Below are 26,193 nucleotides of genomic sequence, written 5' to 3' on the forward strand. Positions count from 1 at the left end.
CGCCCGGCGCTCGGCCGGGCGGTTTGCGCATGCCACGCGCACGAAGCGCGCGATGCACGCGTGCTCAGTGCAGGATCTTCGCGAGGAAGTCCTTCGCGCGATCCGATTTCGGATTCGAGAAGAAATCGTCCTTGCGGTCGTCCTCGACGATCGCGCCCTTGTCCATGAAGATCACGCGATGGGCGACCTTCTTCGCGAAGCCCATTTCGTGCGTGACGACCATCATCGTCATCCCTTCCTGCGCGAGCTCGACCATCACGTCGAGCACTTCGTTGATCATCTCGGGATCGAGCGCGGACGTCGGTTCGTCGAACAGCATCGCGATCGGGTCCATCGACAGCGCGCGCGCGATCGCGACCCGCTGCTGCTGGCCGCCCGACAGCTGGCCCGGAAACTTGTGCGCATGCGCCTTCAGGCCGACGCGATCGAGCAGCTTCATGCCCTTCTCGGCCGCTTCGTCCTTGCCGCGGCCGAGCACCTTGATCTGCGCGAGCGTCAGGTTCTCGGTGATCGACAGGTGCGGGAACAGCTCGAAATGCTGGAACACCATCCCCACCTTCGAGCGCAACTTCGACAGGTTCGTCTTCTTGTCGCCGACCGACTGGCCGTTCACGAGGATCTCGCCCTGCTGGAACGGCTCCAGGCCGTTCACGGTCTTGATCAGCGTCGACTTGCCGGAGCCCGACGGACCGCACACGACCACCACCTCGCCTTTCTTGACCTCGGTCGTGCAATCGGCGAGGACCTGAAACTGGCCGTACCACTTCGAAACGTTCTTGATGGAAATCATCTTGTGACCTTTTTCTGGAGACCTTTGACGAGGGCAGACGCCACCGAGCAAATCACGAAATAGCATGCGCCCGCGAACAGGACCATCTCGACGGTCGTGCCGTCGCGATCGCCGATGTTGGCGGCCGTGCGGAAGAAGTCCGCGAGACTGATCACGTATACGAGCGACGTATCCTGGAACAGGACGATCGCCTGCGTGAGCAGCAGCGGCACCATCGCGCGGAACGCCTGCGGCAGGATCACGAGGCGCATTGCCTGCGCGTAGTTCATGCCGAGCGCGTACGCGGCGTTCACCTGCCCGCGCGGCACCGCCTGGATGCCGGCCCGGATGATCTCGGAATAATACGCGGCTTCGAACAGCGAGAACGCGACCATCGCCGAGGCGAGGCGAATGTCGATCGTCGGCGACAGCCCGAGCGCGCCCTGCAGCACCTGCGGCACGATCAGGAAGAACCACAGCAGCACCATCACGAGCGGAATCGAGCGGAACACCGTCACGTATGCCTTCGCGAACCACTCGAGCGGCTTCACGCCGGACAGCCGCAGCAGCGCGAGCAACGTGCCCCACACGATGCCGATGACGATCGCGATCAGCGTGATCTTGAACGTGACGATCGCACCGGACCACAGCGTCGGTATCGCGCCGGGAATACTACTCCAGTCGAACTGATGCATCACTTGCCTCCGATGTAGCCGGGCAGCCGCGTGCGGCCTTCGATCCAGCGCATGAACGCCATCACGACGAGGTTGATGACCACGTACGCGAGCGTCACCGCGATGAACGACTCATAGGTCTGCGCGGTGTAGTCGACGAGCTGGCGCGCCTGCGCGGACAGGTCGAGCAGGCCGATCGTCGATGCGACCGCGGAGTTCTTGAAGATGTTCAGGAACTCGGACGTAAGCGGCGGCACGATGATCCGGTACGCAACCGGCAGCAGCACGTAGCGGTACGTCTGCCATTGCGTGAAACCCATCGCGAGGCCGGCCGCGCGCTGGCCCTTCGGCAGCGCGTTGATCCCCGAGCGCACCTGTTCGCACACGCGCGCGCCCGTGAACAGGCCGAGACAGATGATCGACGCGGTGAAGAACTGCGTGCCGGGCGGCAACTGCTTGATCCAGGTGCCGATCGACGCGGGCAGCAGTTCGGGCACGACGAGGTACCAGACGAAGAACTGCACGATCAGCGGGATGTTCCGGAAGATCGACACGTACACGGTGCCGATCGCGGACAGCCATTTGTTCGGCACCGTGCGCAGCACGCCGAACAGCGAACCGACGATCAGCGCGATGACCCAGGCGACGAGCGACACCTTGATCGTCACCCAGAAGCCGGACATCAGCCATCCGAAGTAAGTCGTCGGCTCGCCGGTCGAGACGGGGCTCAGGAAGATGCCCCAGTTCCAGTGGTAAGACATGGGCAAGACTCCAGCAAAAAGAAACGGAAGAAGCGTGGCCTCTTCCGTTTCAGTAGCGTCATTTCTGCATCAACAGCCGCGTGGTCAGTCGAGCGCCTTGTCGTTCGGGTTCGCGTACAGCTTCTTCATCGAATCGGACAGCGGGAAGTTCAGGTTCAGCCCCTTCGGCGGGATCGGGTTCTCGAACCACTTCGCGTAGATCTTCGCGGCTTCGCCCGACTTCTCGACTTGCGAGATCGCGTCGTCGACGACCTTCTTGAAGTCCGCATCGCCCTTGCGCATCATGCAGCCGTACGCCTCTTCCGATTGCGGCGTGCCGACGATCACCCACTCGCCCGGCTGCTTCGCCTTCGCGCGCTCGCCCGCGAGCAGCGCGTCGTCCATCATGAACGCGACCGCGCGGCCCGACTCGAGCGTGTTGAACGAGTCGCCGTGGTCCTTCGCGCTGATGATGTTCATGCCCATCTGCTTCTCGTTGTTCATCTTGCGCAGCAGGCGCTCGGACGTCGTGCCGGCGGTGGTCACGACCGTCTTGCCCTTCAGGTCGGCGAAGTCCTTCACGCCCGAATCCTTCTTCGTCATCAGGCGCGTGCCGATCACGAAGATCGTGTCGGAGAATGCGGCCTGCTGCTGACGCTCGACGTTGTTGGTCGTCGAGCCGCACTCGATGTCGACCGTGCCGTTCTGCACGAGCGGGATGCGGTTCTGCGACGTGACCGGGATGTTCTTGACCTGCAGGTTCGGCAGGTTCAGCTTCTTCTTCACCGCGTCCACAACCTTCAGCTGGAATTCGCGCGAATAGCCGACGACCTGCTGGCTCTGGTCATAATAGGAGAACGGAATCGACGATTCGCGGTGGCCCAGCGCGATCACGCCCGTGTCCTTGATCTTCTTCAGCGTGCCGGTCTCCTGTGCATGCGCGCCGCTCGCAAACGCGCACAGCGCCGCGACCATCAGGACTGCCTTTTGGTATTTCATTTTGGTCATCTCCTTGGCTAAAACCCGCGCCAGTGTATCAAAGTAATATTTTTGAAAGTACTGGTTCTTTACCGCACTACGAATCGCCCCACGCGAAGCCGTCCTCCCGGCCTCGGGCGCTCCTGCGGCGCATGAATGCACGCGCGGGCGATGCCGGATTCGGCACCGCCCGCGAGGGTTCATGCACGCAATCGGGTGGATTGCGTCATGCTTTGAGCGTAGTCAACCGATCGACGATCGGCAATGACTGATCAGGGGTACAGGCCGCGCATTTCGCGCGCCATCAGGATGCGCTTGCACGCGACGATGAACGCCGCCGTACGCACCGAGACCTTGTGCTCTTCCGCGACCGCCCACACGCCGGCGAACGCTTCGCGCATCACGCGCTCGAGACGGTGGTTGATCTCGTCTTCCGTCCAGAAGAAGCTCGAGAAGTCCTGCACCCACTCGAAGTACGACACGGTCACGCCGCCCGCGTTCGCGATCACGTCGGGGATCACGAGCACGCCGTTCGCGCTCAGGATGTCGTCGGCCGCCGTCGTCGTCGGGCCGTTCGCGCCTTCGACGATGATCTTCGTGCGGATCTTCGATGCGTTCTTCTCGGTGATCTGGTTTTCCAGTGCCGCCGGGATCAGGATGTCCGTCTCGACCGTCCAGAACTCGTCGTTCGGCATCGGTTCAGCGCCTTCGAATCCCGCGACGCCGCCCGTGCGTGCCACGTGGTCGAGCAGCTTGTTCGAATCGAGGCCGGCCGGCCGGTAGATCGTGCCCGTGTGATCCTGCACCGCGATCACCTTCGAACCCGCTTCCTGGAACAGCTTCGCCGCGATGCCGCCGACGTTGCCGAAACCCTGCACCGCGATGCGCGCGCCTTCGATTTCCAGGCCCTTCTTCTTCGCCGCTTCGCAGCCGACGACGAACACGCCGCGACCCGTCGCTTCCTTGCGGCCGAGCGAACCGCCGAGCGAGATCGGCTTGCCGGTCACGACGCCAGTCGACGTCTGGCCCTGGTTCATCGAGAACGTGTCCATCATCCACGCCATCACCTGTTCGTTGGTGTTGACGTCCGGTGCCGGAATGTCGGTGTTCGGTCCGATGATGATGCCGATTTCGCTGGTGTAGCGACGCGTCACGCGCTCGAGCTCACCGCGCGACAGCTTGCGCGGGTCGACGCGGATGCCGCCCTTCGCACCGCCGTACGGCACGTTCACGGCCGCGTTCTTCACCGACATCCATGCCGACAGTGCCATCACTTCCGACAGCGTCACGTCCTGGTGGTAACGCACGCCGCCCTTGCCCGGACCGCGCGACACGTTGTGCTGCACGCGGTAGCCTTCGAAGTGCGCGACGGTGCCGTTGTCGAGCTCGATGGGCACGTCGACGATCAGGATGCGCTTCGGACGCTTCAGCGTTTCCAGCCAGCGCGACAGCGAACCGAGGTACGGTGCGACGCGATCGACCTGCTGAAGGTAGTTGCCCCACGGGCCGAGATCGTCGGCGTGAAGGTAGGACGGGATGGACTGCAGTTGCGAAGACATGGACGCTCCAACGTTCAACGGATTGCGCACATTGTCGAAAAACCCGTTTTTTTTATCCAATGCCGTTTGCTTATTCGATTATGCGTTTCTTGCATGATCGTGATTTTTCGCAAATCCGCGGTCGATTTGCGCAAGAACGCCCGCGATCGCTCGTGCATCGCGTTTGCGAAAAATCGTCGGGGAAGCAGGCCGGATGCCCGCCGGACAGCCGTCCGACAGGCACAGCAAGCTGGTAGTCAGCCGCACGCGCTCGACCGGCCCGGTTAACCGCCCACGGTTAACCGGTGGTCTCGCGCAATTCGTCGCGCACGACATCCCACAGCGTGCGCACGAGCTTCTGGCGCGGATCGTCGCCCTGCAGCGCGAGCTTGTCGCAGTACAGGCGGATCTCCATCGTCAGCGTGAACGGATGGGTGCCGCCGCGCGCCGAACGGTCGAGCCGGATCAGGCGGCCGCTGGCCACCGCATCCTCGACCGCGCTGTGCGGCAGGAACGCGACGCCGTGACCCGCGAGCGCCATCGCCTTCAGCCCTTCGGCCATGTCGGTTTCGTACACGCGATCGAGAAACAGCGAGGTCGGTGCGTTCGCAACGATGACCTCGGTCATCCGGCCGAGATACGCGTTCGGCGTGTAAGACAGGTACGGCACGCGCGCATCGGCCGTGCCCGGCAGCGTGTAGCGCGGCCGGCCCGCGCGGCCCGGCGCGGAAAATGGGCTGATCGGCTCGCTGCCGAGGACCAGCATGTCGTAGCGGGCCGGATCGAGCGCGACCGGGTGGCTCGGGTGGTGATAGCCCATCACGAGATCGCAGCCGCCCTCGACGAGCGACAGCACGGCATCGTGCACGTTCAGCGCGCGCAGCCGCGTGTGGACCTGCCCCATCTTCGCCTCGATCCGCTGCAGCCAGCGCGGGAAATACGTGAGCGACAGCGTGTGCGGCACCGCGAACTCGATCGTCGGCACCGGCGCACCGACGTGGCCCCGCAGCAGCGTGCGCGCCTCGTGCGCCTGCGACAGCATCGTCAGGGCCTGCTCGTAGAAGATCTGGCCGGCCTGCGTGAGCCGCGTCGGATAGACCGAACGATCGATCAGTTCGGTCGCGAGCCACGCCTCGAGCGCCTGGATGCGCCGCGAGAACGCGGGCTGCGACACGTGCCGCAGTTCGGCGGACCGGCTAAAGCTGCGCGTTTCCGCGAGCGAGACGAAGTCTTCGAGCCATTTCAGTTCCATGCAGGCGGGCGCGGCGGGCGGCGGTCGGGAAGAAGCCTGCATTCTACCGGCGGGCGGTCCCGCCCGTCGGCATGGCGGGTAGCCCGGCGAGCCGGTGCGGGCGCCTGCCGGCAGGCCGATCGCGCGCCGGCTGCGTGCCGATCGCCCGCGGTGGCCGCGGCCGGACCGGTTCGCCCGGGATCGCCCCGCGCCAATGGTAAAATGCTAGATTCTCCTCCCCCTCGTTCGCACCGGCCCCAAAGGCCACGCCCGATCATGTCCGACACTCGTCCCGATACGCTTTTCGCCCTCACCGCGCTCTCGCCCATCGACGGCCGCTACGCCAGCAAGACTGAAGCGCTGCGCGACTGGCTCTCCGAAGCCGCCTTCATGCGCCACCGCGTCACCGTCGAGGTGCACTGGCTGATCGCGCTGTCGCGCGCCGGCTTCGCGGAAGTCCCGCGCTTCTCCGACGCGTCCGAACAATTCCTGCTGCAGCTCGCCGAGCGCTTCACCGCGCACGACGCCGCGCGCATCAAGGAAATCGAGCGCGTGACGAACCACGACGTGAAGGCCGTCGAATACTGGCTGAAGGAATCGGTCAAGGGCCAGGCCGAACTCGAGAAGGCCAGCGAATTCATCCACTTCGCGTGCACGTCCGAAGACATCAACAACACGTCGCACGGGATGATGCTCGCCGGCGCGCGCGAGCACGTGATCGTGCCGGCGCTGCGCACGGTCCACCAGCGCCTCGTCGCGCTGTCGCACGCGCTCGCCGAGCAGCCGATGCTGTCGCGCACGCACGGCCAGCCGGCCAGCCCGACGACGCTCGGCAAGGAACTCGCGAACGTGGCCGCGCGCCTCGCACGCGCGATCACGCGCATCGAGAAGGTCGAGATCCTCGGCAAGATGAACGGCGCGGTCGGCAACTTCAACGCACACCTGTCCGCGTATCCGGAATTCGACTGGGAAGCGTTCTCGCGCGACGTGATCGAGAACCGCTTGAAGCTCACCTTCAACCCGTACACGATCCAGATCGAGCCGCACGACTACATGGCCGAGCTGTTCGACGCGGTCGCGCGCGCGAACACGATCCTGCTCGACCTCGACCGCGACGTGTGGGGCTACATCTCGGTCGGCTACTTCAAGCAGAAAACGAAGGCGGGCGAAATCGGCTCGTCGACGATGCCACACAAGGTCAACCCGATCGACTTCGAGAACTCGGAAGGCAACCTCGGCCTCGCGAACGCGACGCTGCGCCACCTCGCCGACAAGCTGCCGGTGTCGCGCTGGCAGCGCGACCTGACCGACTCGACGGTGCTGCGCAACATGGGCGTCGCGCTCGGCTACTCGCTGCTCGCGTACGACTCGCTGATCCGCGGCCTCGACAAGCTCGAAGTGAACCCGCAGCGCCTGAACGACGATCTCGACAACTGCTGGGAAGTGCTCGCGGAGCCGGTGCAGACGGTGATGCGCCGCTACGGCATCGAGAACCCGTACGAGCAGCTGAAGGAACTGACGCGCGGCAAGGGCATCACCCGTGAAGCGCTGCAGGAATTCGTCGGCACGCTGGCGATCCCGCAGGACGCGAAGGATCGCCTGCTCGCGATGACGCCTGCGTCGTACATCGGCAAGGCCGTCGAACTGGCAAAGCGGATCGCGTAAGCGCCGCCATCGCCGGACGAAAAAAAAGCCCGATGCGAGCAATCGCATCGGGCTTTTTGCTTTTTGGCCGATCAGAACGAGATCATTCGCCCCGGATTGAGCGCGCTCATCACGCTCATCGCCGCCTTCGCGGCCGGAATCGCGATCGGCGACAACTGCCGGCCGAGCGGAATCTCGCGATGATCGATGCCGGTCAGCATCGAGAAATCGTCGTTGCGTCCGACGAAATCGTCGCAGATCGCCTTGCCGATCCGCACCGTCTGCGCGACGCCGTGCCCGCTCCAGCCCTGCACCATGTACATCGGCACGCGGCCGTCGGTCTTGCGGCTGTCGGTCGCGCCGTTCAGCGTGAAGTCGCTGACGCCGCTCCAGCAGTAGTCGAGCGCGAAGCGGCCGTCGTGCTGCGGAAACACCGTGTTCAGCCGCGTCAGCAAGTATGCGTTGACGTCCTGCTGCGCCCAGCACGTGCCGGTGCCCTGTCCGCCGAACAGCAGGCGGTTGCCGTGCACCGGCCGGTAGTAGTCGATCTGGAACTGCGTGTCGTACACCGGCATGCCGGCCGGCATCAGCGTCGCGACGTCGACGTCGAGCGGCGCCGTCACGCTCACGTACGTGAAGAACGGCACGGTGGTCGCGGCGCCGTCATCCAGCAGCCGGAACGTCGTGTTGTGCAGTGCGAGCACCACGCCGCGGCGCGCGGTGATCGTGCCGCCCGGCGTCGTCGCGACGACGCCCGCCGGCGTTTCGTCGAGTTCCAGCACCTCCGTCCCCTCGTACAGCGCGCCTCCGTTCAGTCGGAAGCCGTGCACGAGGCCGCGCACCAGCGCGAGCGGATGAAGCTGGCCGCCGATCGCATCGATCGCCGCGCCGTGATACAGCCCCGAGCGCACGTATTCGTCGTGCAGCTGATGGCGGCCGACGAGCGTCACGCCGCCGTCGCCGAGATGGCGGCGGGCGTCCGCGCCTTCGAGCAGCGCGCTCATGTGGCCCGGGTGGACCGCCGCCGTCACGTGGCCGCGCTTGCGGTCGAGGTCGAGCGCGTAACGCGCGCCGATCGCATCGATCAGGTCCATCGATTCGGCCGATGCGAAGCGCCACAGCCGCTTCGCATCGGCGTGCGACAGGTGGTCGATCATGTCGGCCGCTTCCCAGCGCGCAAGGCCCGGCGTAAGTTGGCCGCCGTTGCGGCCCGACGCCGCGGAGCCGACGTGATGCTTGTCGACGAGGATCGTGTCGACGCCCGCTTCCGCGAGATGCAGCGCAGCCGATGCGCCGAGCAGCCCCGCGCCGATCACGAGCACGTCGCATACGGCGTCGTGCACGAGCGGCGCGCTGTTTTCATGGCGCGACAACGACGCCTCGTACCAGTTGGCCGGACGCTCGCCGTCGTAGCGGGACGGCTCGCACCAGTTCCAGTTGTCCTTTTCGATGTTCAGTTGCGTCTGGTCGAAACGCGATTCGCCCTGGATCAGGGGTTTGTGGTTGGAAGTCATGATTGCACTTGCATGGTCTTGGGCCGCCTGTCGAAGAGCCGTAGGGCTTCGCGGGTGGGGCAGCCGGTTCCACTTGGGTGTCAACGAGATAAAGGGCGCGATGGCCCGTGTTGACGGCAGACACGCTCGTGTCTGCCTGGATCCCGGACCGTGCGAAAGCACGCATTGAAAGGTGCCGGGACACCCAATTTCTACACCGCAGAAATAATTCTACAGCGTAGAATATGTTTTCGTCAAGATGACAGCCCGCCGCCGCATCCGCTCACATGAAAGACAAACCCGCCCAAGGCCCGCGCGGCCTCGACAAGGACGCGATCGTCGCGGCCGCGCTCGCGCTGCTCGAAGAGGTCGGTGAAGCCACGTTCAGCGTGCGCAAGCTCGCGCAGTCGGTCGGCTGCGACCCGATGAGCGTGCTGTATCACTTCAAGTCGAAAGAAGGCCTGAGCCGTGCGATCGCGAACGCGCTGTCGCGCTCGCTCGTGCCGGTCGACCCTTCGCTTCCGTGGCGCGAGCGGCTGCGCGATCTCGCGCGCCAGTACCGCGCGCTCGCGCTGCGCCACCCCGCCGCGTTCGCGCTGCTGCAGCGTCACATGAGCACCGGCCCGGCCGATCTCGCGCACATCGAGACCGTGCATCGCGCGCTGGCCGATGCCGGTATCCCGCGCACCGCGCTGCCGTCCGTGTGCGTCGGCTGGTATGCGAGCGTGATCGGGCTCGCCGCCGCCGAGGCCGGCGGCCTCACGCGGCCCGCGAACGACGTCGAGCTCGCGGAAATGGATGCGCTGTCCGACGTCGCGCACCCGCTCGTCAAATCGGCCGCCCCGCTCTATGCGCGACTCGACCCGGCCGCCGTGCACGACACGATGCTGGACGTGCTGCTCGACGGCATCGCGCAGCACGCGCGTTCGGCCTGAGCGGCCTGCGCACCTGAAACGAAAAAGGCACCCGAAGGTGCCTTTTTCGCTATTGCATGACGATTGCCGCGAACCGCGCTCAGTGCTGCTGCGCGAGGCCGATCTTCACCATCACTTCATCGACGATCTGTTCGGGCGTCAGCTCGATGCTGACCACGATCGCTTCGTCCGGGCCCGGTTCCTCGAGCGTGTCGAGCTGGCTCTTCAGCAGCGACGGATCGAAGAAATGGCCGGTGCGGGTCTTCAGGCGCTCGTGCAACACCTCGAACGAACCCTTCAGATACACAAACCGCACGTCGGTGTCGGTGCCGCGCAGCACGTCGCGGTACGACCGCTTCAGCGACGAGCACGTGAACACGGCCGTCTCGCCGGCACGCTGCTTTTCCTCGATGGCCGCGCGGATCGTGCGCAGCCACGGCCAGCGGTCGTCGTCCGTCAGCGGAATGCCGTTGTGCATCTTTTCCTTGTTCGCCGCGCTGTGAAACGCGTCGCCGTCGGTATAGCTGCACGACAGGCGTTCCGCCAGCATTTCGCCGATTCGCGACTTGCCCGCGCCCGACACGCCCATTGCGATCAGAATCATTGACTACCCCTTGTTACAGAACCAGGCTCAGCAGCAGCGTAAAGCTCAGACCGAGCACCGAGATGATGGTTTCAAGCAGCGACCAGGTCTTGAACGTCTGGCCGACCGTCATCCCGAAGTATTCCTTGATCAGCCAGAAGCCGCCGTCGTTCACGTGCGAGAAGATCAGCGAGCCCGAGCCCGTCGCGAGCACCAGCAGCTCCGGACGAACCGCCGCGCCCGACGCCGCCGCGATCGGCGCGACGATGCCGCAGGCCGTCGTCATTGCAACCGTCGCCGAACCCGTCGCGAGACGCATCAGCGCCGCCACGAACCAGCCGAGCAGCAGCGGCGACAGGTGTGCGTGCTTCGCGGTCTCGACGATCTGCTGCGAGATCCCGCTGTCGCGCAGGACGCCGCCGAAGCCGCCGCCCGCACCGACGATCAGCGTGATGCCGGCGATCGGCGCCAGGCACTCGCCGCAGAACTTCTGGATCTGGTCGCGGTTGAAACCCTGCAGCTTGCCGAACGTGAAGAAGCTCACCAGCACGGCGATCAGCAGCGCGACGTCGGAGTTGCCGGCAAAGCGCAGCAGGTTGTTCGGCAGCGACTTCGGCGCGAACACCAGGTCGGCCCAGCTGCCGACGAGCATCAGCACGACGGGCAGCAGGATCGTGAACAGCGTGATGCCGAAGCTCGGCAGTTCGCGCTTGCGGCCGTCCGTGTGCGTATCGACGAACTGCGCGGCGAGCGGATTGTTTTCCGGCAGCTTCACGAACTTCGAGATCATCAGCGCGAACAGCGGACCCGCGATGATCGCGGTCGGCACGCCGACGATCAGGCCGAACGCGATCGTCTTGCCGATATCGGCGCCGTATTGCTGGACGGCCAGCAGCGCGGCCGGGTGCGGCGGGATCAGCCCGTGCACGACGGACAGGCCAGCCACCATCGGCAGGCCGACGACGAGCAGCGACTTGCCGGTGCGCTTCGCGACGTTGAACGCGATCGGAATCAGCAGCACGAAGCCGACTTCGAAGAACACCGGCAGGCCGACGATGATCGCGACGAACATCATCGCCCAGTGGATGTTCTTTTCACCGAACCAGTCGATCAGCGTGGTCGCGATCCGTTCGGCGCCGCCCGATTCCGCCATCATCTTGCCGAGCATCGTGCCGAGGCCGACGACGATCGCGATGTGGCCGAGCGTGCCGCCCGTGCCCGTTTCGAACGACTTGACGATCTTGTCCATCGGCATGCCGACGACGAGACCGAGGCCCAGCGAAACGATGATCAGCACCAGGAACGGGTAGATCTTGTAGCGCGCGATCATCAGGATCAGCGCGGCAATCGCGATCAGCGTGAATACGAGCAGCATGCTGCCTTGGACAGCCCCCATGTGGCACTCCTCCTTGGATTGTTCGAAACCGGGCGAGTTGTTGCGAGTATGCCCGGCTATGCAGGTCTCCGAAACACGGGGGGTACCCACCCCGTGAGGACGCTGAATTTTACTTATCTTTGCGGTCCGCGGATAGAACCGGTTCCATCAGCAAAAACCCTCGGCAAAACAAGCACTAAGCGCTCGCATACCGAGGGTCAAACGATCGTTTCGTACAAGTATTAACGGTGGAGCTGACTCGCGGCTTGCGCGAGGCGCGTGACTTCCGCCCAGTCCTGCGCGGCGAGCGCGGCTTTCGGCGTGAGCCACGAACCGCCGACGCACACGACGTTCGGCAGCTTCAGGAAATTCGGCGCGGTGTCGACCGTGATGCCACCCGTCGGGCAGAACTTCAGCGCCGGGAACGGGCCGTGGAACGCCTGCAGCATCGGCACGCCGCCGGCCTGCTGCGCGGGGAAGAACTTGACGATCTCGTAGCCGAATTCGAGCGCCTGGATGATGTCGCTCGGCGTCATCACGCCCGGCAGCAGCGGCAGGCCCGCATCGAGCGACGCGAGGTGCAGGTCCTTCGTCAGGCCCGGCGACACGCCGAACTTCGCACCCGCGCGCTTCGCCTGCTCGCAGTGCTCCGGCTTCGTGATCGTGCCGACGCCGACGACGATGTCGTCCGCGAGCTGGCTCGCGCGCTGGATCGCCTCGAGGCCCGCCGGCGTGCGCAGCGTGATCTCGAGCACCTTGACGCCGCCCGCGTGCAACGCACGCGAAACGTGTTCCCCCTGCTCGACCGAGTCGAATGCGAGCACCGGAATCACCGGGCCCAGCTTCACGATTTCAGCAATCGTCTTCATCGATGACACTCCTTGAAATTCATGCAATTCATGCGGTAACGCCAACGGCCGTTTCGCCGATCAGCGTCCCGAAAACCGATGCGCCCTGCTCGGCCGGCGCGGCCGCCGCGCGGAACACGCCGAACAGTTCGCGCCCGAAACCGGTTTCGTTGTCGGCCTGGTGCAGCGGCTGCGCGACCGGGCGCGCCTGCCACTCGGCGTCGTCGATCTCGATGTCGAGGACGCCGGCTTCCGCGTCGATCACGAGCGTGTCGCCCGTCTTCACCTTGCCGAGCGGGCCGGCCAGCAGCGCCTCCGGCGACACATGGATCACGGCCGGCACCTTGCCCGACGCGCCGGACATGCGGCCGTCGGTCACGAGCGCGACGTGGAAGCCCTGATCCTGCAGCACGCCGAGCAGCGGCGTCAAACGGTGCAGCTCGGGCATCCCGTTTGCGCGCGCGCCCTGGAAGCGCACGACCGCGACGAAATCGCGCTTCAGCTCGCCGCGATCGAAGGCCTCCTGCACGGCTTCCTGCGAATCGAACACGATCGCGGGCGCCGTCACCTTGCGGTGCTCGGGCGCGACCGCCGAAATCTTGATCACGCCGCGGCCGAGCCGGCCCTGCATCAGGCGCAGGCCGCCGTCCGGCTGGAACGGGTCGCGAATGCCGCGCAGCACCTTCGTGTCGTGGCTCTCGGCCGTGCCGTCGACCCACGTCAGCTTGCCGTCGATCAGCTTCGGCTCCTTCGTGTAGTGCGACAGGCCCTTGCCCGCAACGGTCGCCACGTCTTCGTGCAGCAGCCCGCCTTCGAGCAGGTTCCGCACCAGGAACGCGACGCCGCCCGCCGCGTGAAAATGGTTCACGTCGGCCTTGCCGTTCGGGTAGATCTTCGCGAGCAGCGGCACGACCGCCGACAGTTCGTCGAAGTCGTTCCAGTCGATCAGGATGCCGGCCGCGCGCGCGATCGCGACGAGGTGCAGCGTGTGGTTGGTCGAGCCGCCCGTCGCGAGCAGCGCGACGATCCCGTTGACGATCGCCTTCTCGTCGATCACATGGCCGATCGGCGTGTACTGGCCGCGCTCGACCGTCAGGTCGAGCACGCGGCGCGCGGCTTCGGCCGTCAGTGCGGTACGCAGCGGCGTGTGCGGATGGACGAACGCGGAACCCGGCAGGTGCAGGCCCATCAACTCCATCAGCATCTGGTTGCTGTTCGCGGTGCCGTAGAACGTGCAGGTGCCGTGACCGTGATACGCGGCCGATTCGGCTTCGAGCAGCGCGTCGCGGCCGACCTGGCCGGTCGCGAACTGCTGGCGGATCTTCGCCTTGTCATCGTTCGACAGGCCGCTCGTCATCGGGCCGGCCGGCACGAAGATAGTCGGCAGGTGGCCGAACTGCAGCGCGCCGATCAGCAGGCCCGGCACGATCTTGTCGCAGATGCCGAGGCAGAGCGCCGCGTCGAACATGTTGTGCGTGAGCGCGATCGCCGTACCCATCGCGATCGCCTCGCGCGAGAACAGCGACAGCTCCATCCCGGGGTTGCCCTGCGTGACGCCATCGCACATCGCCGGCACGCCGCCCGCGAACTGCGCGACGCCGCCGTTCTCGCGCGCGGCGGCCTTGATGATGTCGGGGAAATCCTTGTACGGCGCGTGCGCGGACAGCATCTCGTTGTACGAGGACACGATGCCGATGTTCGGCTCGCGGATCGCCTTGATCTGGAACTTGTCGCTGCCTTCGAGACCCGCGAAGCCGTGCGCGAGGTTCGCGCACGACAGCGCGCCGCGCGCCGGGAACTTGCCTTGCGCGCCGTCGATGCGCTGCAGATAGGCGGAACGGGTCGATTGGCTGCGGGCGATCACGCGTTCGGTGACTTTCGCCAGGGTGGGGTGCAGCGACGTCATGCTGGGCGCTCCTGTATGCCGGCGACACCGGCGGTTGGAATCGTGGGGACGGTCGAGTGCGTCGAACGAACGAAGCCAGTCTAGTAGAAAAACTACACGCATGCAATGCAGATCAGCACGCACGCAACCCACATCCCCGCCACCAGTAAGGGTTTACCTAGTGAAAACCCTAATCTCCCGCCTCACACACTCCATAAATTGCCGAAAATGAAGCTAGCATTTTCATGTAGATTTTCTACAATTCGATTGCGATACACTCGCTCATCCGAACCCGATTTCCATCCGCCGTCCCATGCTGCCTCGCATTGAAGCGATCCGCGCCGACCTGCGCCCGTCCGAGCGCAAGCTCGCCGACTACATCCTCGCCGCGCCGCGCGAGGTGCTCGACCTCGCGATGACCGAGCTGTCGACCCGCGCGGGCGTCAGCCAGCCGACCATCGCGCGCTTCTGCCAGGCGCTCGGCTGCAGCGGTTTTCGCGAATTCAAGATCCGGCTCGCGCAGAGCGTCGCGCCGGGCGTGTCGTCGGTGTATCGCGACGTCCAGCCCGACGAGCCCGCGCCCGGCATCATCGGCAAGGTGTTCGACCGCACGATCGGTGCGCTGATCGAGGTGCGCAACAGCCTGTCGGCCGGCAGCGTCGCCGACGCGATCGCGCTGCTGTCGAACGCGTCGCGCATCGAGTTCTACGGCGCCGGCGGCTCCGGCATCGCCGCGCAGGACATCCAGCACAAGTTCTTCCGGCTCGGCGTGCCGAGCGTCGCGTATTCGGACCCGCACACGTTCTCGATGTCGTCGGCGCTGCTCGGGCCGCACGACGTCGTCGTCGCGATCTCGAACACCGGCCGCACGCGCGACATCGTCGATGCCGCGCGCTCCGCGCTCGCGTGCGGCGCGAAGGTCGTCGCGATCACGCAGAGCCATTCGCCGCTCGCGAAACTCGCGACGGTGAGCCTCGCGTCGAACGTCGCGGAGGAAACCGACGTGTTCTCGCCGATGACGTCGCGGATGTCGCATCTCGCGATCGGCGACATCCTCGCGGTCGGCGTTGCGCTGTCGCGCGGGCCCGCGCTGATGGAGCGCGTCGGCCGCGCGAAGGAAGCGATCACGCGCCGCCGGATCGACGATCCGACGAAGGAATGACGCGTACGACGCGCACATGAAAACGGCGCCCCAAGGGGCGCCGTTGCGCATCGATCGACCGCCGGCATGCTCGTCGACGGTGCCACCGGAAGGTTCAGAACGGCTTGATCACGACCAGCGCGACCGCCGCGAGCATGCCGAGCACCGGCAGCTCGTTGAACACGCGATACCACTTGTCGGTGCGGCGGTTCTCGCCGCGCTCGAACACCCGCAGCAGGTGTCCGCAATACGCGTGGTAGATGACGAGCAGCAGCACCACCGTCACCTTCGCGTGGATCCAGCCCTGCCCCTGGCCGATGCCGATCACGAGCCAGAGCCACAGCCCGCACGCCAGTGCCGGCACGGCAATCATCGTCATGAAGCGGAACAGCTTGCGCGCCATCAGCAGCAGGCGCCGAACCGTGGCCGGATCGGTCTCCATGGCCAGGTTCACGTAGATGCGCGGCAGGTAGAACAACCCCGCGAACCACGCGGCGATCAGCACGATGTGGAACGTCTTGACCCAGAGCATTGCCATCGGTTGTGCGCCTCGCTTTACTGGCGGCCTTCGCCGTGCCCGAGCACGACGTACTTCAGCGACGTGAGCCCTTCCAGGCCAACGGGGCCGCGTGCGTGCAGCTTGTCGTTCGAGATGCCGATTTCCGCGCCGAGGCCGAATTCGAAGCCGTCCGCGAAGCGCGTCGACGCGTTGACCATCACGCTCGCCGAGTCGACTTCGCGCAGGAAGCGCATCGCGCGGTCGTGATCCTCGGTCACGATCGCATCGGTGTGGTGCGAACCGTAATGGTTGATGTGTTCGATCGCGGCGTCGAGGCCGTCGACGACCTTGATCGCGAGCACCGGCGCGAGATATTCGGTGTGCCAGTCTTCGTCGGTCGCATCGACGAGCGGGCCGACACCCGCCTCGGCGAGCACCGCGCGCGCGGCCGCGTCGACACGCAGCTCGACCTGCTTGTCGCGATACAGCTTGCCGAGCGGCGGCAGCAGCGTGACCGCGATGCCGCTCGAAACGAGCAGCGTCTCCATCGTGTTGCAGGTGCCGTAGCGGTGCGTCTTCGCGTTGTCGCATACCGTCAGCGCTTTCGCGACATCGGCGCGATCGTCGACATATACGTGGCAGATGCCGTCGAGGTGCTTGATCATCGGCACGCGCGCCTCGTTGATCAGGCGCTCGATCAGGCTCTTGCCGCCGCGCGGTACGATCACGTCGACGTATTCGGTCATCGTGATCAGCTTGCCGACCGCCGCACGATCGGCGGTCGCGACGACCTGCACGGCGTCCTGCGGCAGGCCGGCCGCCGCGAGCCCCTCGCCGATCAGCTTCGCGAGCGCCGCGTTCGATTCGAGCGCCTCGGAGCCGCCGCGCAGGATCGTCGCATTGCCCGACTTCAGGCACAGCGCGGCCGCGTCGATCGTCACGTTCGGGCGCGACTCGTAGATGATGCCGATCACGCCGAGCGGCACGCGCATCTGGCCGACCTGGATCCCGCTCGGACGGTACTTGAGATTGCCGATCTCACCGATCGGATCGGCCAGCGACGCAACCTGGCGCAGGCCTTCGACCATCGTATTCAATGCCTTGTCCGACAGCGTCAGGCGGTCGATGAACGCCGCATCGAGCCCCTTTTCGCGGGCACGGGCGACGTCGCGCGCATTCGCGTCCTTCAGCACCTGCGCGTCGCGCTCGATCGCGCGGGCCACGGCGTCGAGCGCCGCGTTCTTCGCAGCCGTGCTGGCGCGCGCCATCGCGCGGGAAGCGTGCCGGGCACGGCGGCCCAGGTCCGTCATGTACTGGTCGATATCCATCGTGTGACTCGAGAAGCGAGCCGCTTGGCGCGGCGTGAAATCGTGGGGAAGCGTGAGGCGCGGCCGCAGGAAGGCCGCGCCAGCCATCGAAATATTGTAAGCGGGTTGCGATGCTTGCGCTGAAGGCCCGGACGGGGCCAAGGGTCTGTTTCCATATGGAACGCGCATGCGTTGCCACGAGAACGGCCGCTCGCGAGGCGCGCGACGCCGCGAATACTGACGTATTCGCAAGGAGCGCAACGCGGCGAGCGGCCGTTCTCGTGGCAACCCCAAATTAAAAAGCTCATTCCACGGGAATGCCCGAAATCGCCCGTATGGCGGCGTCGCTCGTCGCTTGTTTGGCTCGGCCAAACGGCGCTCCTCGCTCCTTGCCCTACGCGCGATTTCGGGCATTCGCATGCGCGTTCCATATGGAAACAGACCCTAGCGCCGCACGCGACCCGCGGTCGGCGGTCGTTCGCCGCGGGCGCCCGCCACCGTCATCGCGAGCTGGAACAGGCCGTCCCACGGATCGGGCGGCGGATCGTCCTGCGTGCGGCGGCCCGGCGTGACGGCCGACAGCCCCTTCACCTGCCGGTCGAGCTTCGCGGCGAACGCGAGCGCCTTCTCGAGCACGGCTTCCGACACGCGGTTCAGCGCGGGGCCGATCAGCCGCTCGCGCGGCCCCCACACGCGGTTCTCGCGCAGCAGCGTGGCCAGCGGCTTGCCGGCCGTCGCGCCGCGCTTGATCCGCAGCAGCGTGCGCAATTCCTCAACGACGGCCCACATCACGAGCACGATCGCCTCGCCCTCACCCTTCAGCCCGTCGATCATCCGTGCGAGCCGCGCGGCGTCGCCCGCGAGCATCGCCTCGTTCAGCTTGAACACGTCGTAGCGCGCGACGTTCAGCACCGCGTCGTGCACCTGCTCGAACGACAGCACGCCCTGCGGATACAGCAGCCCGAGCTTCTGGATTTCCTGGTGCGCGGCGAGCAGGTTGCCCTCCACGCGCTCCGCGATGAACTGCAGCGCGCGCCGGCCGTCGTCGCCGGGCGCGACGCGCTGGCTCTGCATCGACAGACGCTGGCCGATCCAGTTCGGCAGCTGCGCGCGGTCGACCGGATCGATCTTCAGCGCGACGCCGCCGTTCTGCAGCGCGGTAAACCACGCGGATTTCTGCGTTGCCGCGTCGAGGCGCGGCAACGTGACGAGCATCAGCGCGTCGGGGTTGGGGGTCGCCGCGAGCGTCTTCAGCGCGTCGGCGCCTTCCTTGCCGGGCTTGCCCGACGGAATGCGCAGCTCGATCAGTTGGCGCTCGCCGAACAGCGACATCGCCTGGGTCGCGCCGAGCAGCACGCTCCAGTCGAAGCCGCGCTCGACCGTATGCACCGAACGTTCGGTGAAGCCGGCCGCGCGCGCGGCCGCACGAATGCGGTCGCACGCTTCCTGCGCGAGCAGCGGCTCGTCGCCGTAGACGGTGTAGAGTCCGGCCATCCCCTTCGCGAGGTGCGGCTCCAGCGCATCAAGTCGCAATTGCATCGGTGCGTGCGCCGGCGATCAGAGCGGCGGCGGCGGCAGCGGTGCGCGCGGCGCAACGCCCGGCACCACGTCCTCCGGCGCCGGCGTCAGCGAGTGGACGATCGCGAGACGCCGCATCAGCTGGTCGACCGCGTCGTTCTGCATGTCGCTGTATAGAATCTCGGCTTCCTGCGACTTCGCGTTGGTGTACTGGTCGCTGTACGTCATCGCGCGGTTCAGCGCGATCGCGCTCGGCGGGATCAGCACGGTGCCGTCCTTGCTCGTCAGCGTGTAGTTCAACGTGTAGAAGAGCGCATATTCCTGCGCCGAGCCGTACTTGTTGAGCGTCAGCGTGTTCTGCCCGCGCGATTCCCACATGCGCAGCACGGCGTCGGCGTCGTCCGCCGACTTGACGATCTTCGTGTCGCTGCCGGCCTCGACGAGGCGCACCAGGCGCGCCTCGACGGGCGCCGGCGCGCCGGCCACCAGCAGGTGCTTGAACGCGTAGTCCTGCTGGCCGCGCAACTGGAAACCGCATGCCGACAGCGCGACCGCGCTGCCGACGGCGAGCATCAAAAACGATCTGCGGATCACCTTCGCTCCTTCTTTGTGCACCCGACGGCCAACGGCCGTCAGACGACGATGTTCACGAGGCGGCCCGGCACGACGACGATCTTCTTCGCCGGCTTGCCGTCGCTGAACTTCGCGAACGCATCGTCGGCCACCGCCGCGGCTTCGATCGCCTCGCGGCTCGCGTCCTTCGCGACCTTCAGCGCGCCGCGCACCTTGCCGTTCACCTGCAGCACGAGTTCGATCTCGGCCTGCTCGAGCGCGGCCTCGTCGACCTTCGGCCACGGCGCGTCGAGCAACGGGCCGAATTCGTCCGCGTAGCCCAGTGCCTTCCACAGCTCGAACGTGACGTGCGGCACGACAGGGTACAGCACGCGCAGCAGCACGCCGTACGTCTCGCGCAGCACGCCGGGCGTCGCGCCCTTCGCACCGTCGATCGCGTTCAGCATCTTCATCGCGGCCGACACGACCGTGTTGTACTGCAGACGCTGATAGTCGAAATCGGCCTGCTTCAGCACGCTGTAGATCTCGCGGCGCAGCGCCTTGTCGGCATCGCCGAGCGCGGCCGCATCGAAGCCCGCGCGCGCGGCGAGCGCTTCGCGATTCGTCGCGCCGAAGCTCCACACGCGGCGCAGGAAGCGGCTCGCGCCTTCGACGCCCGCGCCCGACCACTCGAGCTGCTGCTCGGGCGGCGCGGCGAACATCGTGAACAGGCGCGCGGTGTCCGCGCCGTACTGGTCGATCAGCAGCTGCGGATCGACGCCGTTGTTCTTCGACTTCGACATCTTCTCGATGCCGCCGAGTACGACCGGCTGGCCGTCGGCATTCAGCGTCGCGCCCACCGGGCGGCCCTTTTCGTCGAACGCGACGGTCACGTCGGCCGGGTTGTACCAGGTCTTCTTGCCCGACGCGTCTTCGCGGTAGAACGTCTCGTTCAGCACCATGCCCTGCGTAAGCAGGTTCTTCGCCGGCTCGCCGAACTTCACGAGGCCGAGGTCGCGCATCACCTTGGTCCAGAAGCGCGAATACAGCAGGTGCAGGATCGCGTGCTCGATGCCGCCGATGTACTGATCCATCGGCATCCAGTAATCGGTGCGCGCGTCGACCATCGTCTCGGCGTCCGGCGCCGTGTAGCGCGAGAAGTACCACGACGAATCGACGAAGGTGTCCATCGTGTCGGTTTCACGCTTCGCGGCCGCGCCGCACTTCGGGCACGCGCAGTTCAGGAACGCTTCCGACTTCGCGAGCGGGTTGCCCGAGCCGTCCGGCACGAGGTCTTCCGGCAGCACGACCGGCAGGTCCTGCTCCGGCACCGGCACGTCGCCGCACGACGGGCAGTGGATGATCGGGATCGGCGTGCCCCAGTAGCGCTGGCGCGACACGCCCCAGTCGCGCAGGCGCCACGTGACCTGCTTGTCGCCGAAGCCGCCGGCCTTCAGGTCGGCCGCGATCGCGTCGACCGCCGCGCCGTACGCAAGGCCGTCGTACTTGCCGCTGTTGACGCAGGTCGCGACTTCCTTGTCGCCGTACCACTCTTGCCACGCGTCGAGCGAGTACGTCTGGCCTTCGGCCGCGATCACCTGCTTGATCGGCAGGTCGTATTTCTTCGCGAATGCGAAGTCGCGCTCGTCGTGCGCGGGCACGCCCATCACAGCGCCTTCGCCATAGCTCATCAGCACGTAGTTGCCGATCCAGATCTCGACCGACTCACCCGTCAGCGGGTGCGATACCGTGAAGCCCGTCGCGACGCCCTTCTTCTCCATCGTCGCGACATCGGCCTCGGCGACGCCACCGCGCTTGCATTCATCGATGAACGCCTGCAGTTCCGGCTTGCCCTGCGCGAGGCGCGTGGCGAGCGGGTGCTCGGCCGCGATCGCGCAGAACGTGACGCCCATGATCGTGTCGGCACGCGTCGTGAACACGCGCAACAGCGCCTTCTCGCCGTCGAGCTCGTACGGGAAGCCGAAGTTCACGCCGAAGCTCTTGCCGATCCAGTTCTGCTGCATGATCTTCACGCGCTCGGGCCAGCCGAGGCCGTCGAGGTCGTTCAGCAGTTCATCCGCGTACTGCGTGATCCGCAGGTAGTACATCGGGATCTCGCGCTTCTCGACGAGCGCGCCCGAGCGCCAGCCGCGGCCGTCGATCACCTGCTCGTTCGCGAGCACGGTCTGGTCGACGGGATCCCAGTTCACGGTGCCCGTCTTCTTGTACGCGATGCCCTTCTCGAGCATCTTCAGGAACAGCCACTGGTTCCACTTGTAGTAGTCGGGCTTGCACGTCGCGATTTCGCGCGACCAGTCGATCGCGAGACCCATCGACTGCATCTGGCCCTTCATGTAGTCGATGTTGTCGTAGGTCCACTTCGCGGGCGGCACGCCGTTCGCCATCGCGGCGTTCTCGGCCGGCATCCCGAACGCGTCCCAGCCCATCGGCATCAGCGTGTTGTAGCCGTTCATCCGCAGATAGCGGTACATCACGTCGTTGATCGTGTAGTTGCGCACGTGACCCATGTGCAGCTTGCCGGACGGGTATGGCAGCATCGACACGCAGTAGAACTTCGGCTTCTGCGAATCTTCCTTCGTCTTGTAGGCATCGGCTGCGCGCCAGTCGCCCTGAGCGGCGGCTTCGACGTCGGCGGGTACGTATCTCTCGTGCATGGTGTGGTTCGGACTAGGCTTTAAGCGGCGCGCCACGAGGCGGGCACGCGGAAGTGGACGAAATCGGGCAGCCCGGCGGCGGGAGCAGGCTCACGGTTCTCGGGCCTGCCTCATGGTTCCGGATGTTCGCCGGGTAACCCGGAGAGTCTCCAGGTTACCCGGCGAAACCCTGCCAACCGGTCGGAAACGACGATTATACCGTCCGTGGCGGGCGGTACGGCCGGTCTCGCGGGCTGTGGCGCATTCTTGCCTGCGCCGGGCTCGCGGGCGGCAGGCAGGTCAGGGTTTCGCGCCTGCGGCGGCCGGCGCGGCGGTGCCCGCCGGCGGCATGTCGGTGACGAAGCCGATCCGCGTGAGACCCGCGGCCTGCGCGGCGCCCATCACCTGCGCGATCACGTCGTAGCGGGTCGCGCGCGATGCGCGCAGCCGCAACTCGGGCGGCGCGGCGTCCGCGGCGGCGGCCCGGAAGCGTGCCGGCAGCGCGTCGAGTGCGACGGGCGCGTCGTCCCAGTAGAGCTTGCCGGCGTCGTCGATCGACAGCGTGACCGACTGCGGCGTGTCGCGCGCGACGCTGGCCGCGACCTTCGGCAGGTCGAGCCGGATCGCGTGCGTCATCAGCGGCGCGGTGATGATGAAGATGACGAGCAGCACGAGCATCACGTCGATCAGCGGCGTCATGTTGATCTCCGCCATCGGCGCGGACGTCTTGTGGTGCTCCAGTCCGCCGAATGCCATGGTCGTTCCTCCCGGCCGCGCGTCAGGCGCCCTGCGCGCACACGAATACGTGCAGGTCGCGCGCGAAGCCGTCGAGCTCCTCGGCGAGCTGGCGCACGAGCCGCCCGAGGATGTTGTAGGCAAGCACCGCGGGGATCGCGACGACGAGCCCGAACGCGGTCATGATCAGCGCCTCGCCGACCGGCCCCGCGACGTTCTCGATCTGCGCCTGCCCGCTCGCGGCGATGCTGCCGAGCGCGTGGTAGATGCCCCATACGGTGCCGAGCAGCCCGACGAACGGCGCGGTGCTGCCGATCGACGCGAGCAGCACCTGGCCGAACTCGAGACGACGCTGCGAGCGCAGCATCGCGTGACGCAGCGCGCGCAGCACGCGTTCGCTGCGCTCGACACGCGCGGCCAGCGCAGCCGGATCGTGCGCGTCGGCCGCGTCGCGCGCGGCTTCGGCGAGCGGCACGAACACGCGCTCGCGATCGGTGCCGGCGAGCGCGGCGATGCCCGCGTCGAGCGACGCCGCGCGCCAGAACGCGGCGAGCGCGCGCGGCCCCTGCCGCTTCGCGCGGACCAGGAGCCAGGCTTTCATGAGGAGGAAGCACCAGCTGGCGACGGACATCGCCAGCAGCACATAGGCGACGGCGTGCGTGATCGCATCGCCGCTTTCGAGGTAATGGACAACGCCGGTGGGAATCGCCATCGGAGTTTCCCCGCGAGGGTCAGCGCAGGCCGAGCACGTCCTGCATGTCGAACAGGCCGGCGCCGCGCGCCGACAGGAAGCGGACCGCACGCAGCGCGCCCTGCGCGTACGACACGCGGCTCGACGACTTGTGCGTGATCTCGATCCGTTCGCCGATCCCGGCGAACAGCACGGTGTGATCGCCGACGATGTCGCCGCCGCGCACGGCCGCAAAGCCGATCGTCGACGGATCGCGTTCGCCCGTCACGCCCTGGCGGCCGTACACCGCGCAGTCGTCGAGCGAGCGCCCGAGCGCGCCGGCAACGGCCTCGCCCATCATCAGCGCGGTGCCCGACGGCGCGTCGACCTTGTGGCGGTGGTGCGCCTCGATGATCTCGATGTCGTAGCCGTGCGAGAAATGCTTCGCCGCGAATTCGAGCAGCTTCAGCGTGACGTTCACGCCGACGCTCATGTTCGCCGCGAACACGATGCCGATCTTGCCCGCCGCGGCCTGCAGCTCGGCCTTCTGCTCGGCGGTGAAGCCGGTCGTGCCGATCACGAGCTTCACGTCGTGGCGCAGCGCGGCCGCGACGTGCGCGATCGTGCCTTCCGGCCGCGTGAAGTCGATCAGGTAGTCGGCCTGCGCGAACACGGCGTCGAGGTCGTCGGTCAGCTTGATCCCGGTTTCCTTGCCGAGGAACGCGCCCGCGTCCTGGCCGAGGAACGGCGAATCGGCGCGGTCGAGCGCGCCGACGAGCTGCGCGTCGGAATCGTTGAGAACGGCTTCGATCAGCATCCGGCCCATACGGCCCGATGCACCGGCAATCGCAATCTTCATGGCTTTCTACACGACAGGTCTAAAGGCGGGCGGCGCATGCCGCCCTGTTTCCGCACGCCGGGCGCTTACTGCGACTGGGCCGGCGCGGTAAGCGGCTGGTTCTGCAGGTTGTCCGAACCCTGCGGGCCGACCGGTGGCGACGCCTCGTTCGACACGTTCGGCTGCGGCGGGCGATGGAACTGGAACTGCGGCTGGATCGCCGGCGCGGCGCCCGGCGGCTGGCCGCCCGGCACCGGCGCACCGCTCGAGGCCTGCGCGGACGGCGTGAAGCGGTGGGCGGTCGTGCCCTGCCCCGACACCTGGTTGGTCGCGCGGTTCGCCGCGCGCGCCGCCTGGGCGTTCGCATCCAGGTCGACCGCCGCGCCGGAGGCCGGCTCGGCGGCCGGGCTCGCGACAGCGACCGCCTGCGCGGCGCTCGCGGCAGCAGCGGCTTCGGACGCCTTCTTCGCCGCGGCCGCGGCCTTCGCCTTCTTGCCGCCGCGGTCGCCGTCGATATCGGCCAGCAGGTCGAGTTCGGACGGCAGGTTCTCGGCGCCCGTCCAGCTCGCGAGGCGGTCGCCCGAGAACGTCAGCACGAGGTCGCGCTGCTGGACGACGGACGTCGAGCCGCGCTTGAAGTAAAAGAGGTAATCCCAGCGGTCGGCATGGAACATGTCCGACAGCAGCGGCGTGCCGAGCAACGCGCGGACCTGCTCGCGCGTCATCCCGGCCTGCAGCTGGGCGGCCTTCTCCTGCGACACGAAGTTGCCCTGCACAACAGTGATCCGATAGGGCGTGATGCTCTGCGCGATGCGCTGCGTCACGCTGTCGTACGACGAACAACCAGCCAGCGCGGCAACGGCGGCGGCAGCGATGATGGCACTCCGCATGCGACTCCTCTGAAAGTGCGAAAGGGATTCCGGGAACATTTCCGTCACCGTGCTGGCCCGCGTCGCAGGCCGCGCGTGTTTCTGGAACGGCGAAAAGCCGGTAACATTGAAGCCCTGCATTGTACTCTAGGGATGCCTAGCCATGACCAATCCGACGGATCTCAAGAATATCGGGCTAAAGGCCACCCTACCGCGCCTCAAGATTCTCGAGATCTTCCAGCAAAGCCCGGTGCGTCACCTGACGGCCGAAGACGTCTACCGCAACCTGCTCAACGAGCAGCTCGACATCGGGCTCGCCACCGTTTACCGCGTGCTGACGCAGTTCGAGCAGGCCGGCCTGCTCACGCGCAGCAACTTCGAATCCGGCAAGGCCGTGTTCGAACTGAACGAAGGTTCGCACCACGATCACCTCGTCTGCCTCGATTGCGGCCGCGTCGAGGAATTCTTCGATGCCGAGATCGAAGGCCGCCAGCAAGCGATCGCGAAGGAACGCGGCTTCCGGCTCCAGGAACACTCGCTCGCGATGTACGGGTCCTGCACGACCGAGAACTGCCCGCACCGCAAGCACTGATCCGCACCCTGCGCGCCTGCGCAACGGCCCGGCCGGCATCCCGCCGCCCGGGCCGCGTTGTTTTCGGGACAGGAATGAAAAAACGGCCCGCGCATCACGTGCGGGCCGCTTCGGGTCGGGTCGGAACGTTTTCAGTCGATCATGCG

General features: G+C 66.5%; 24 protein-coding genes. 4 read left to right on the plus strand and 20 right to left on the minus strand.

The window, feature by feature from the left end; genetic code table 11:
* Positions 1-64: 64 nt before the first annotated feature.
* The 6 genes from DIE23_RS01975 to DIE23_RS02000 all read right to left on the minus strand — a co-directional run bounded on the left by DIE23_RS01975 (position 65) and on the right by DIE23_RS02000 (position 5,951).
* Positions 65-790 carry an amino acid ABC transporter ATP-binding protein gene (locus DIE23_RS01975; RefSeq protein WP_014898077.1) on the minus strand — a complete coding sequence of 242 codons (726 nt, stop codon included), beginning with the start codon at positions 788-790 and terminating at the stop codon, positions 65-67.
* The gene (gene gltK, locus DIE23_RS01980; RefSeq protein ID WP_124610564.1) at positions 787-1,464 is read right to left on the minus strand and encodes a glutamate/aspartate ABC transporter permease GltK; all 678 of its coding nucleotides are present in this window, start codon (positions 1,462-1,464) and stop codon (positions 787-789) included. The genes DIE23_RS01975 and gltK overlap by 4 nt, the downstream gene beginning before the upstream one ends.
* Positions 1,464-2,204 carry an amino acid ABC transporter permease gene (locus DIE23_RS01985; protein WP_124610565.1) on the minus strand — a complete coding sequence of 247 codons (741 nt, stop codon included), beginning with the start codon at positions 2,202-2,204 and terminating at the stop codon, positions 1,464-1,466. Before DIE23_RS01985 ends, gltK begins: the two co-directional genes overlap by 1 nt.
* Positions 2,205-2,288: 84 nt before the next feature.
* A complete protein-coding gene (locus DIE23_RS01990) occupies positions 2,289-3,182 on the minus strand; it encodes a glutamate/aspartate ABC transporter substrate-binding protein (RefSeq protein WP_185646372.1) in 894 nt (297 codons plus the stop codon).
* Between the two features lie 251 nt (positions 3,183-3,433).
* The gene (locus tag DIE23_RS01995) at positions 3,434-4,720 is read right to left on the minus strand and encodes a Glu/Leu/Phe/Val dehydrogenase (RefSeq protein ID WP_124610567.1); all 1,287 of its coding nucleotides are present in this window, start codon (positions 4,718-4,720) and stop codon (positions 3,434-3,436) included.
* Positions 4,721-4,997: 277 nt separating this feature from the next.
* Positions 4,998-5,951 carry a LysR substrate-binding domain-containing protein gene (locus DIE23_RS02000; RefSeq protein WP_124610568.1) on the minus strand — a complete coding sequence of 318 codons (954 nt, stop codon included), beginning with the start codon at positions 5,949-5,951 and terminating at the stop codon, positions 4,998-5,000.
* A gap of 255 nt (positions 5,952-6,206) precedes the next feature.
* On the opposite strand from DIE23_RS02000, the gene purB reads away from it, so the two are divergent.
* Positions 6,207-7,595, plus strand: coding sequence for an adenylosuccinate lyase (purB, locus tag DIE23_RS02005; protein ID WP_124500287.1), 1,389 nt, complete (start codon positions 6,207-6,209; stop codon positions 7,593-7,595).
* A 71-nt stretch (positions 7,596-7,666) separates the two neighbouring features.
* Here the strand turns inward: purB and DIE23_RS02010 are convergent, their stop codons facing one another.
* Positions 7,667-9,088, minus strand: a complete 1,422-nt coding sequence (locus DIE23_RS02010) for an FAD-binding oxidoreductase (protein ID WP_124610569.1) — start codon at positions 9,086-9,088, stop codon at positions 7,667-7,669.
* 266 nt (positions 9,089-9,354) lie between these two features.
* Between DIE23_RS02010 and DIE23_RS02015 the strand changes: the two genes are divergently transcribed.
* Positions 9,355-10,002, plus strand: coding sequence for a TetR/AcrR family transcriptional regulator (locus tag DIE23_RS02015; protein WP_124610570.1), 648 nt, complete (start codon positions 9,355-9,357; stop codon positions 10,000-10,002).
* A 79-nt stretch (positions 10,003-10,081) separates the two neighbouring features.
* Here the strand turns inward: DIE23_RS02015 and DIE23_RS02020 are convergent, their stop codons facing one another.
* The 4 genes from DIE23_RS02020 to edd all read right to left on the minus strand — a co-directional run bounded on the left by DIE23_RS02020 (position 10,082) and on the right by edd (position 14,693).
* Positions 10,082-10,585, minus strand: a complete 504-nt coding sequence (locus DIE23_RS02020) for a gluconokinase (protein WP_124610571.1) — start codon at positions 10,583-10,585, stop codon at positions 10,082-10,084.
* Between the two features lie 13 nt (positions 10,586-10,598).
* On the minus strand, positions 10,599-11,960 hold the full coding sequence (locus DIE23_RS02025) for a GntP family permease (RefSeq protein WP_057926776.1): 1,362 nt from the start codon (positions 11,958-11,960) through the stop codon (positions 10,599-10,601).
* Positions 11,961-12,181: 221 nt separating this feature from the next.
* A complete protein-coding gene (gene eda, locus DIE23_RS02035) occupies positions 12,182-12,808 on the minus strand; it encodes a bifunctional 4-hydroxy-2-oxoglutarate aldolase/2-dehydro-3-deoxy-phosphogluconate aldolase (protein WP_059465387.1) in 627 nt (208 codons plus the stop codon).
* Positions 12,809-12,836: 28 nt separating this feature from the next.
* Complete coding sequence (edd, locus tag DIE23_RS02040) at positions 12,837-14,693, minus strand: phosphogluconate dehydratase (protein WP_124610573.1); 1,857 nt, start codon at positions 14,691-14,693, stop codon at positions 12,837-12,839.
* 292 nt (positions 14,694-14,985) lie between these two features.
* Between edd and DIE23_RS02045 the strand changes: the two genes are divergently transcribed.
* Positions 14,986-15,834 carry a MurR/RpiR family transcriptional regulator gene (locus DIE23_RS02045; protein ID WP_124610574.1) on the plus strand — a complete coding sequence of 283 codons (849 nt, stop codon included), beginning with the start codon at positions 14,986-14,988 and terminating at the stop codon, positions 15,832-15,834.
* Between the two features lie 94 nt (positions 15,835-15,928).
* Here the strand turns inward: DIE23_RS02045 and DIE23_RS02050 are convergent, their stop codons facing one another.
* From DIE23_RS02050 to DIE23_RS02090, 9 genes are all read right to left on the minus strand, one after another.
* A complete protein-coding gene (locus tag DIE23_RS02050) occupies positions 15,929-16,351 on the minus strand; it encodes a CopD family protein (protein WP_124610575.1) in 423 nt (140 codons plus the stop codon).
* A 17-nt stretch (positions 16,352-16,368) separates the two neighbouring features.
* Entirely contained in the window at positions 16,369-17,640 is a 1,272-nt protein-coding gene (locus tag DIE23_RS02055; protein WP_124610576.1) for a glutamate-5-semialdehyde dehydrogenase, read from the minus strand.
* A 423-nt stretch (positions 17,641-18,063) separates the two neighbouring features.
* Positions 18,064-19,158 (minus strand): DNA polymerase III subunit delta, encoded by a 1,095-nt coding sequence (holA, locus tag DIE23_RS02060; protein WP_124610577.1) that lies wholly within the window; start codon positions 19,156-19,158, stop codon positions 18,064-18,066.
* Between the two features lie 18 nt (positions 19,159-19,176).
* On the minus strand, positions 19,177-19,731 hold the full coding sequence (gene lptE, locus DIE23_RS02065; protein WP_124610578.1) for an LPS assembly lipoprotein LptE: 555 nt from the start codon (positions 19,729-19,731) through the stop codon (positions 19,177-19,179).
* A 38-nt stretch (positions 19,732-19,769) separates the two neighbouring features.
* Positions 19,770-22,364: a leucine--tRNA ligase gene (gene leuS, locus DIE23_RS02070; protein ID WP_124610579.1), complete on the minus strand. Its 2,595-nt coding sequence runs from the start codon at positions 22,362-22,364 to the stop codon at positions 19,770-19,772.
* A gap of 279 nt (positions 22,365-22,643) precedes the next feature.
* Entirely contained in the window at positions 22,644-23,099 is a 456-nt protein-coding gene (locus DIE23_RS02075) for a biopolymer transporter ExbD (RefSeq protein ID WP_124610580.1), read from the minus strand.
* Between the two features lie 22 nt (positions 23,100-23,121).
* Positions 23,122-23,790, minus strand: a complete 669-nt coding sequence (locus tag DIE23_RS02080; protein ID WP_124610581.1) for a MotA/TolQ/ExbB proton channel family protein — start codon at positions 23,788-23,790, stop codon at positions 23,122-23,124.
* 19 nt (positions 23,791-23,809) lie between these two features.
* The gene (gene dapB, locus DIE23_RS02085; protein WP_044844161.1) at positions 23,810-24,607 is read right to left on the minus strand and encodes a 4-hydroxy-tetrahydrodipicolinate reductase; all 798 of its coding nucleotides are present in this window, start codon (positions 24,605-24,607) and stop codon (positions 23,810-23,812) included.
* 65 nt (positions 24,608-24,672) lie between these two features.
* On the minus strand, positions 24,673-25,476 hold the full coding sequence (locus DIE23_RS02090; RefSeq protein WP_124610582.1) for an outer membrane protein assembly factor BamE: 804 nt from the start codon (positions 25,474-25,476) through the stop codon (positions 24,673-24,675).
* 142 nt (positions 25,477-25,618) lie between these two features.
* Between DIE23_RS02090 and fur the strand changes: the two genes are divergently transcribed.
* Positions 25,619-26,047, plus strand: coding sequence for a ferric iron uptake transcriptional regulator (gene fur / locus DIE23_RS02095; RefSeq protein ID WP_011350926.1), 429 nt, complete (start codon positions 25,619-25,621; stop codon positions 26,045-26,047).
* Positions 26,048-26,193: the final 146 nt, after the last annotated feature.

Source organism: Burkholderia sp. Bp9143 (assembly GCF_003853645.1).
In the GTDB taxonomy this organism is placed as follows: Bacteria; Pseudomonadota; Gammaproteobacteria; order Burkholderiales; family Burkholderiaceae; genus Burkholderia.

Coding starts and splice junctions, on each gene's coding strand:
- dapB (WP_044844161.1), bottom strand. CDS start 24,607: ATGAAGATTGCGATTGCCGGTGCATCGGGCCGTATGGGCCGGATGCTG.
- DIE23_RS02025 (WP_057926776.1), bottom strand. CDS start 11,960: ATGGGGGCTGTCCAAGGCAGCATGCTGCTCGTATTCACGCTGATCGCG.
- DIE23_RS02080 (WP_124610581.1), bottom strand. CDS start 23,790: ATGGCGATTCCCACCGGCGTTGTCCATTACCTCGAAAGCGGCGATGCG.
- DIE23_RS01990 (WP_185646372.1), bottom strand. CDS start 3,182: ATGAAATACCAAAAGGCAGTCCTGATGGTCGCGGCGCTGTGCGCGTTT.
- DIE23_RS02000 (WP_124610568.1), bottom strand. CDS start 5,951: ATGGAACTGAAATGGCTCGAAGACTTCGTCTCGCTCGCGGAAACGCGC.
- DIE23_RS02090 (WP_124610582.1), bottom strand. CDS start 25,476: ATGCGGAGTGCCATCATCGCTGCCGCCGCCGTTGCCGCGCTGGCTGGT.
- fur (WP_011350926.1), top strand. CDS start 25,619: ATGACCAATCCGACGGATCTCAAGAATATCGGGCTAAAGGCCACCCTA.
- DIE23_RS01975 (WP_014898077.1), bottom strand. CDS start 790: ATGATTTCCATCAAGAACGTTTCGAAGTGGTACGGCCAGTTTCAGGTC.
- DIE23_RS02055 (WP_124610576.1), bottom strand. CDS start 17,640: ATGGATATCGACCAGTACATGACGGACCTGGGCCGCCGTGCCCGGCAC.
- eda (WP_059465387.1), bottom strand. CDS start 12,808: ATGAAGACGATTGCTGAAATCGTGAAGCTGGGCCCGGTGATTCCGGTG.
- DIE23_RS02045 (WP_124610574.1), top strand. CDS start 14,986: ATGCTGCCTCGCATTGAAGCGATCCGCGCCGACCTGCGCCCGTCCGAG.
- DIE23_RS02075 (WP_124610580.1), bottom strand. CDS start 23,099: ATGGCATTCGGCGGACTGGAGCACCACAAGACGTCCGCGCCGATGGCG.
- gltK (WP_124610564.1), bottom strand. CDS start 1,464: ATGCATCAGTTCGACTGGAGTAGTATTCCCGGCGCGATACCGACGCTG.
- DIE23_RS02020 (WP_124610571.1), bottom strand. CDS start 10,585: ATGATTCTGATCGCAATGGGCGTGTCGGGCGCGGGCAAGTCGCGAATC.
- DIE23_RS01985 (WP_124610565.1), bottom strand. CDS start 2,204: ATGTCTTACCACTGGAACTGGGGCATCTTCCTGAGCCCCGTCTCGACC.
- DIE23_RS02010 (WP_124610569.1), bottom strand. CDS start 9,088: ATGACTTCCAACCACAAACCCCTGATCCAGGGCGAATCGCGTTTCGAC.
- holA (WP_124610577.1), bottom strand. CDS start 19,158: ATGCAATTGCGACTTGATGCGCTGGAGCCGCACCTCGCGAAGGGGATG.
- DIE23_RS01995 (WP_124610567.1), bottom strand. CDS start 4,720: ATGTCTTCGCAACTGCAGTCCATCCCGTCCTACCTTCACGCCGACGAT.
- DIE23_RS02050 (WP_124610575.1), bottom strand. CDS start 16,351: ATGGCAATGCTCTGGGTCAAGACGTTCCACATCGTGCTGATCGCCGCG.
- leuS (WP_124610579.1), bottom strand. CDS start 22,364: ATGCACGAGAGATACGTACCCGCCGACGTCGAAGCCGCCGCTCAGGGC.
- DIE23_RS02015 (WP_124610570.1), top strand. CDS start 9,355: ATGAAAGACAAACCCGCCCAAGGCCCGCGCGGCCTCGACAAGGACGCG.
- purB (WP_124500287.1), top strand. CDS start 6,207: ATGTCCGACACTCGTCCCGATACGCTTTTCGCCCTCACCGCGCTCTCG.
- edd (WP_124610573.1), bottom strand. CDS start 14,693: ATGACGTCGCTGCACCCCACCCTGGCGAAAGTCACCGAACGCGTGATC.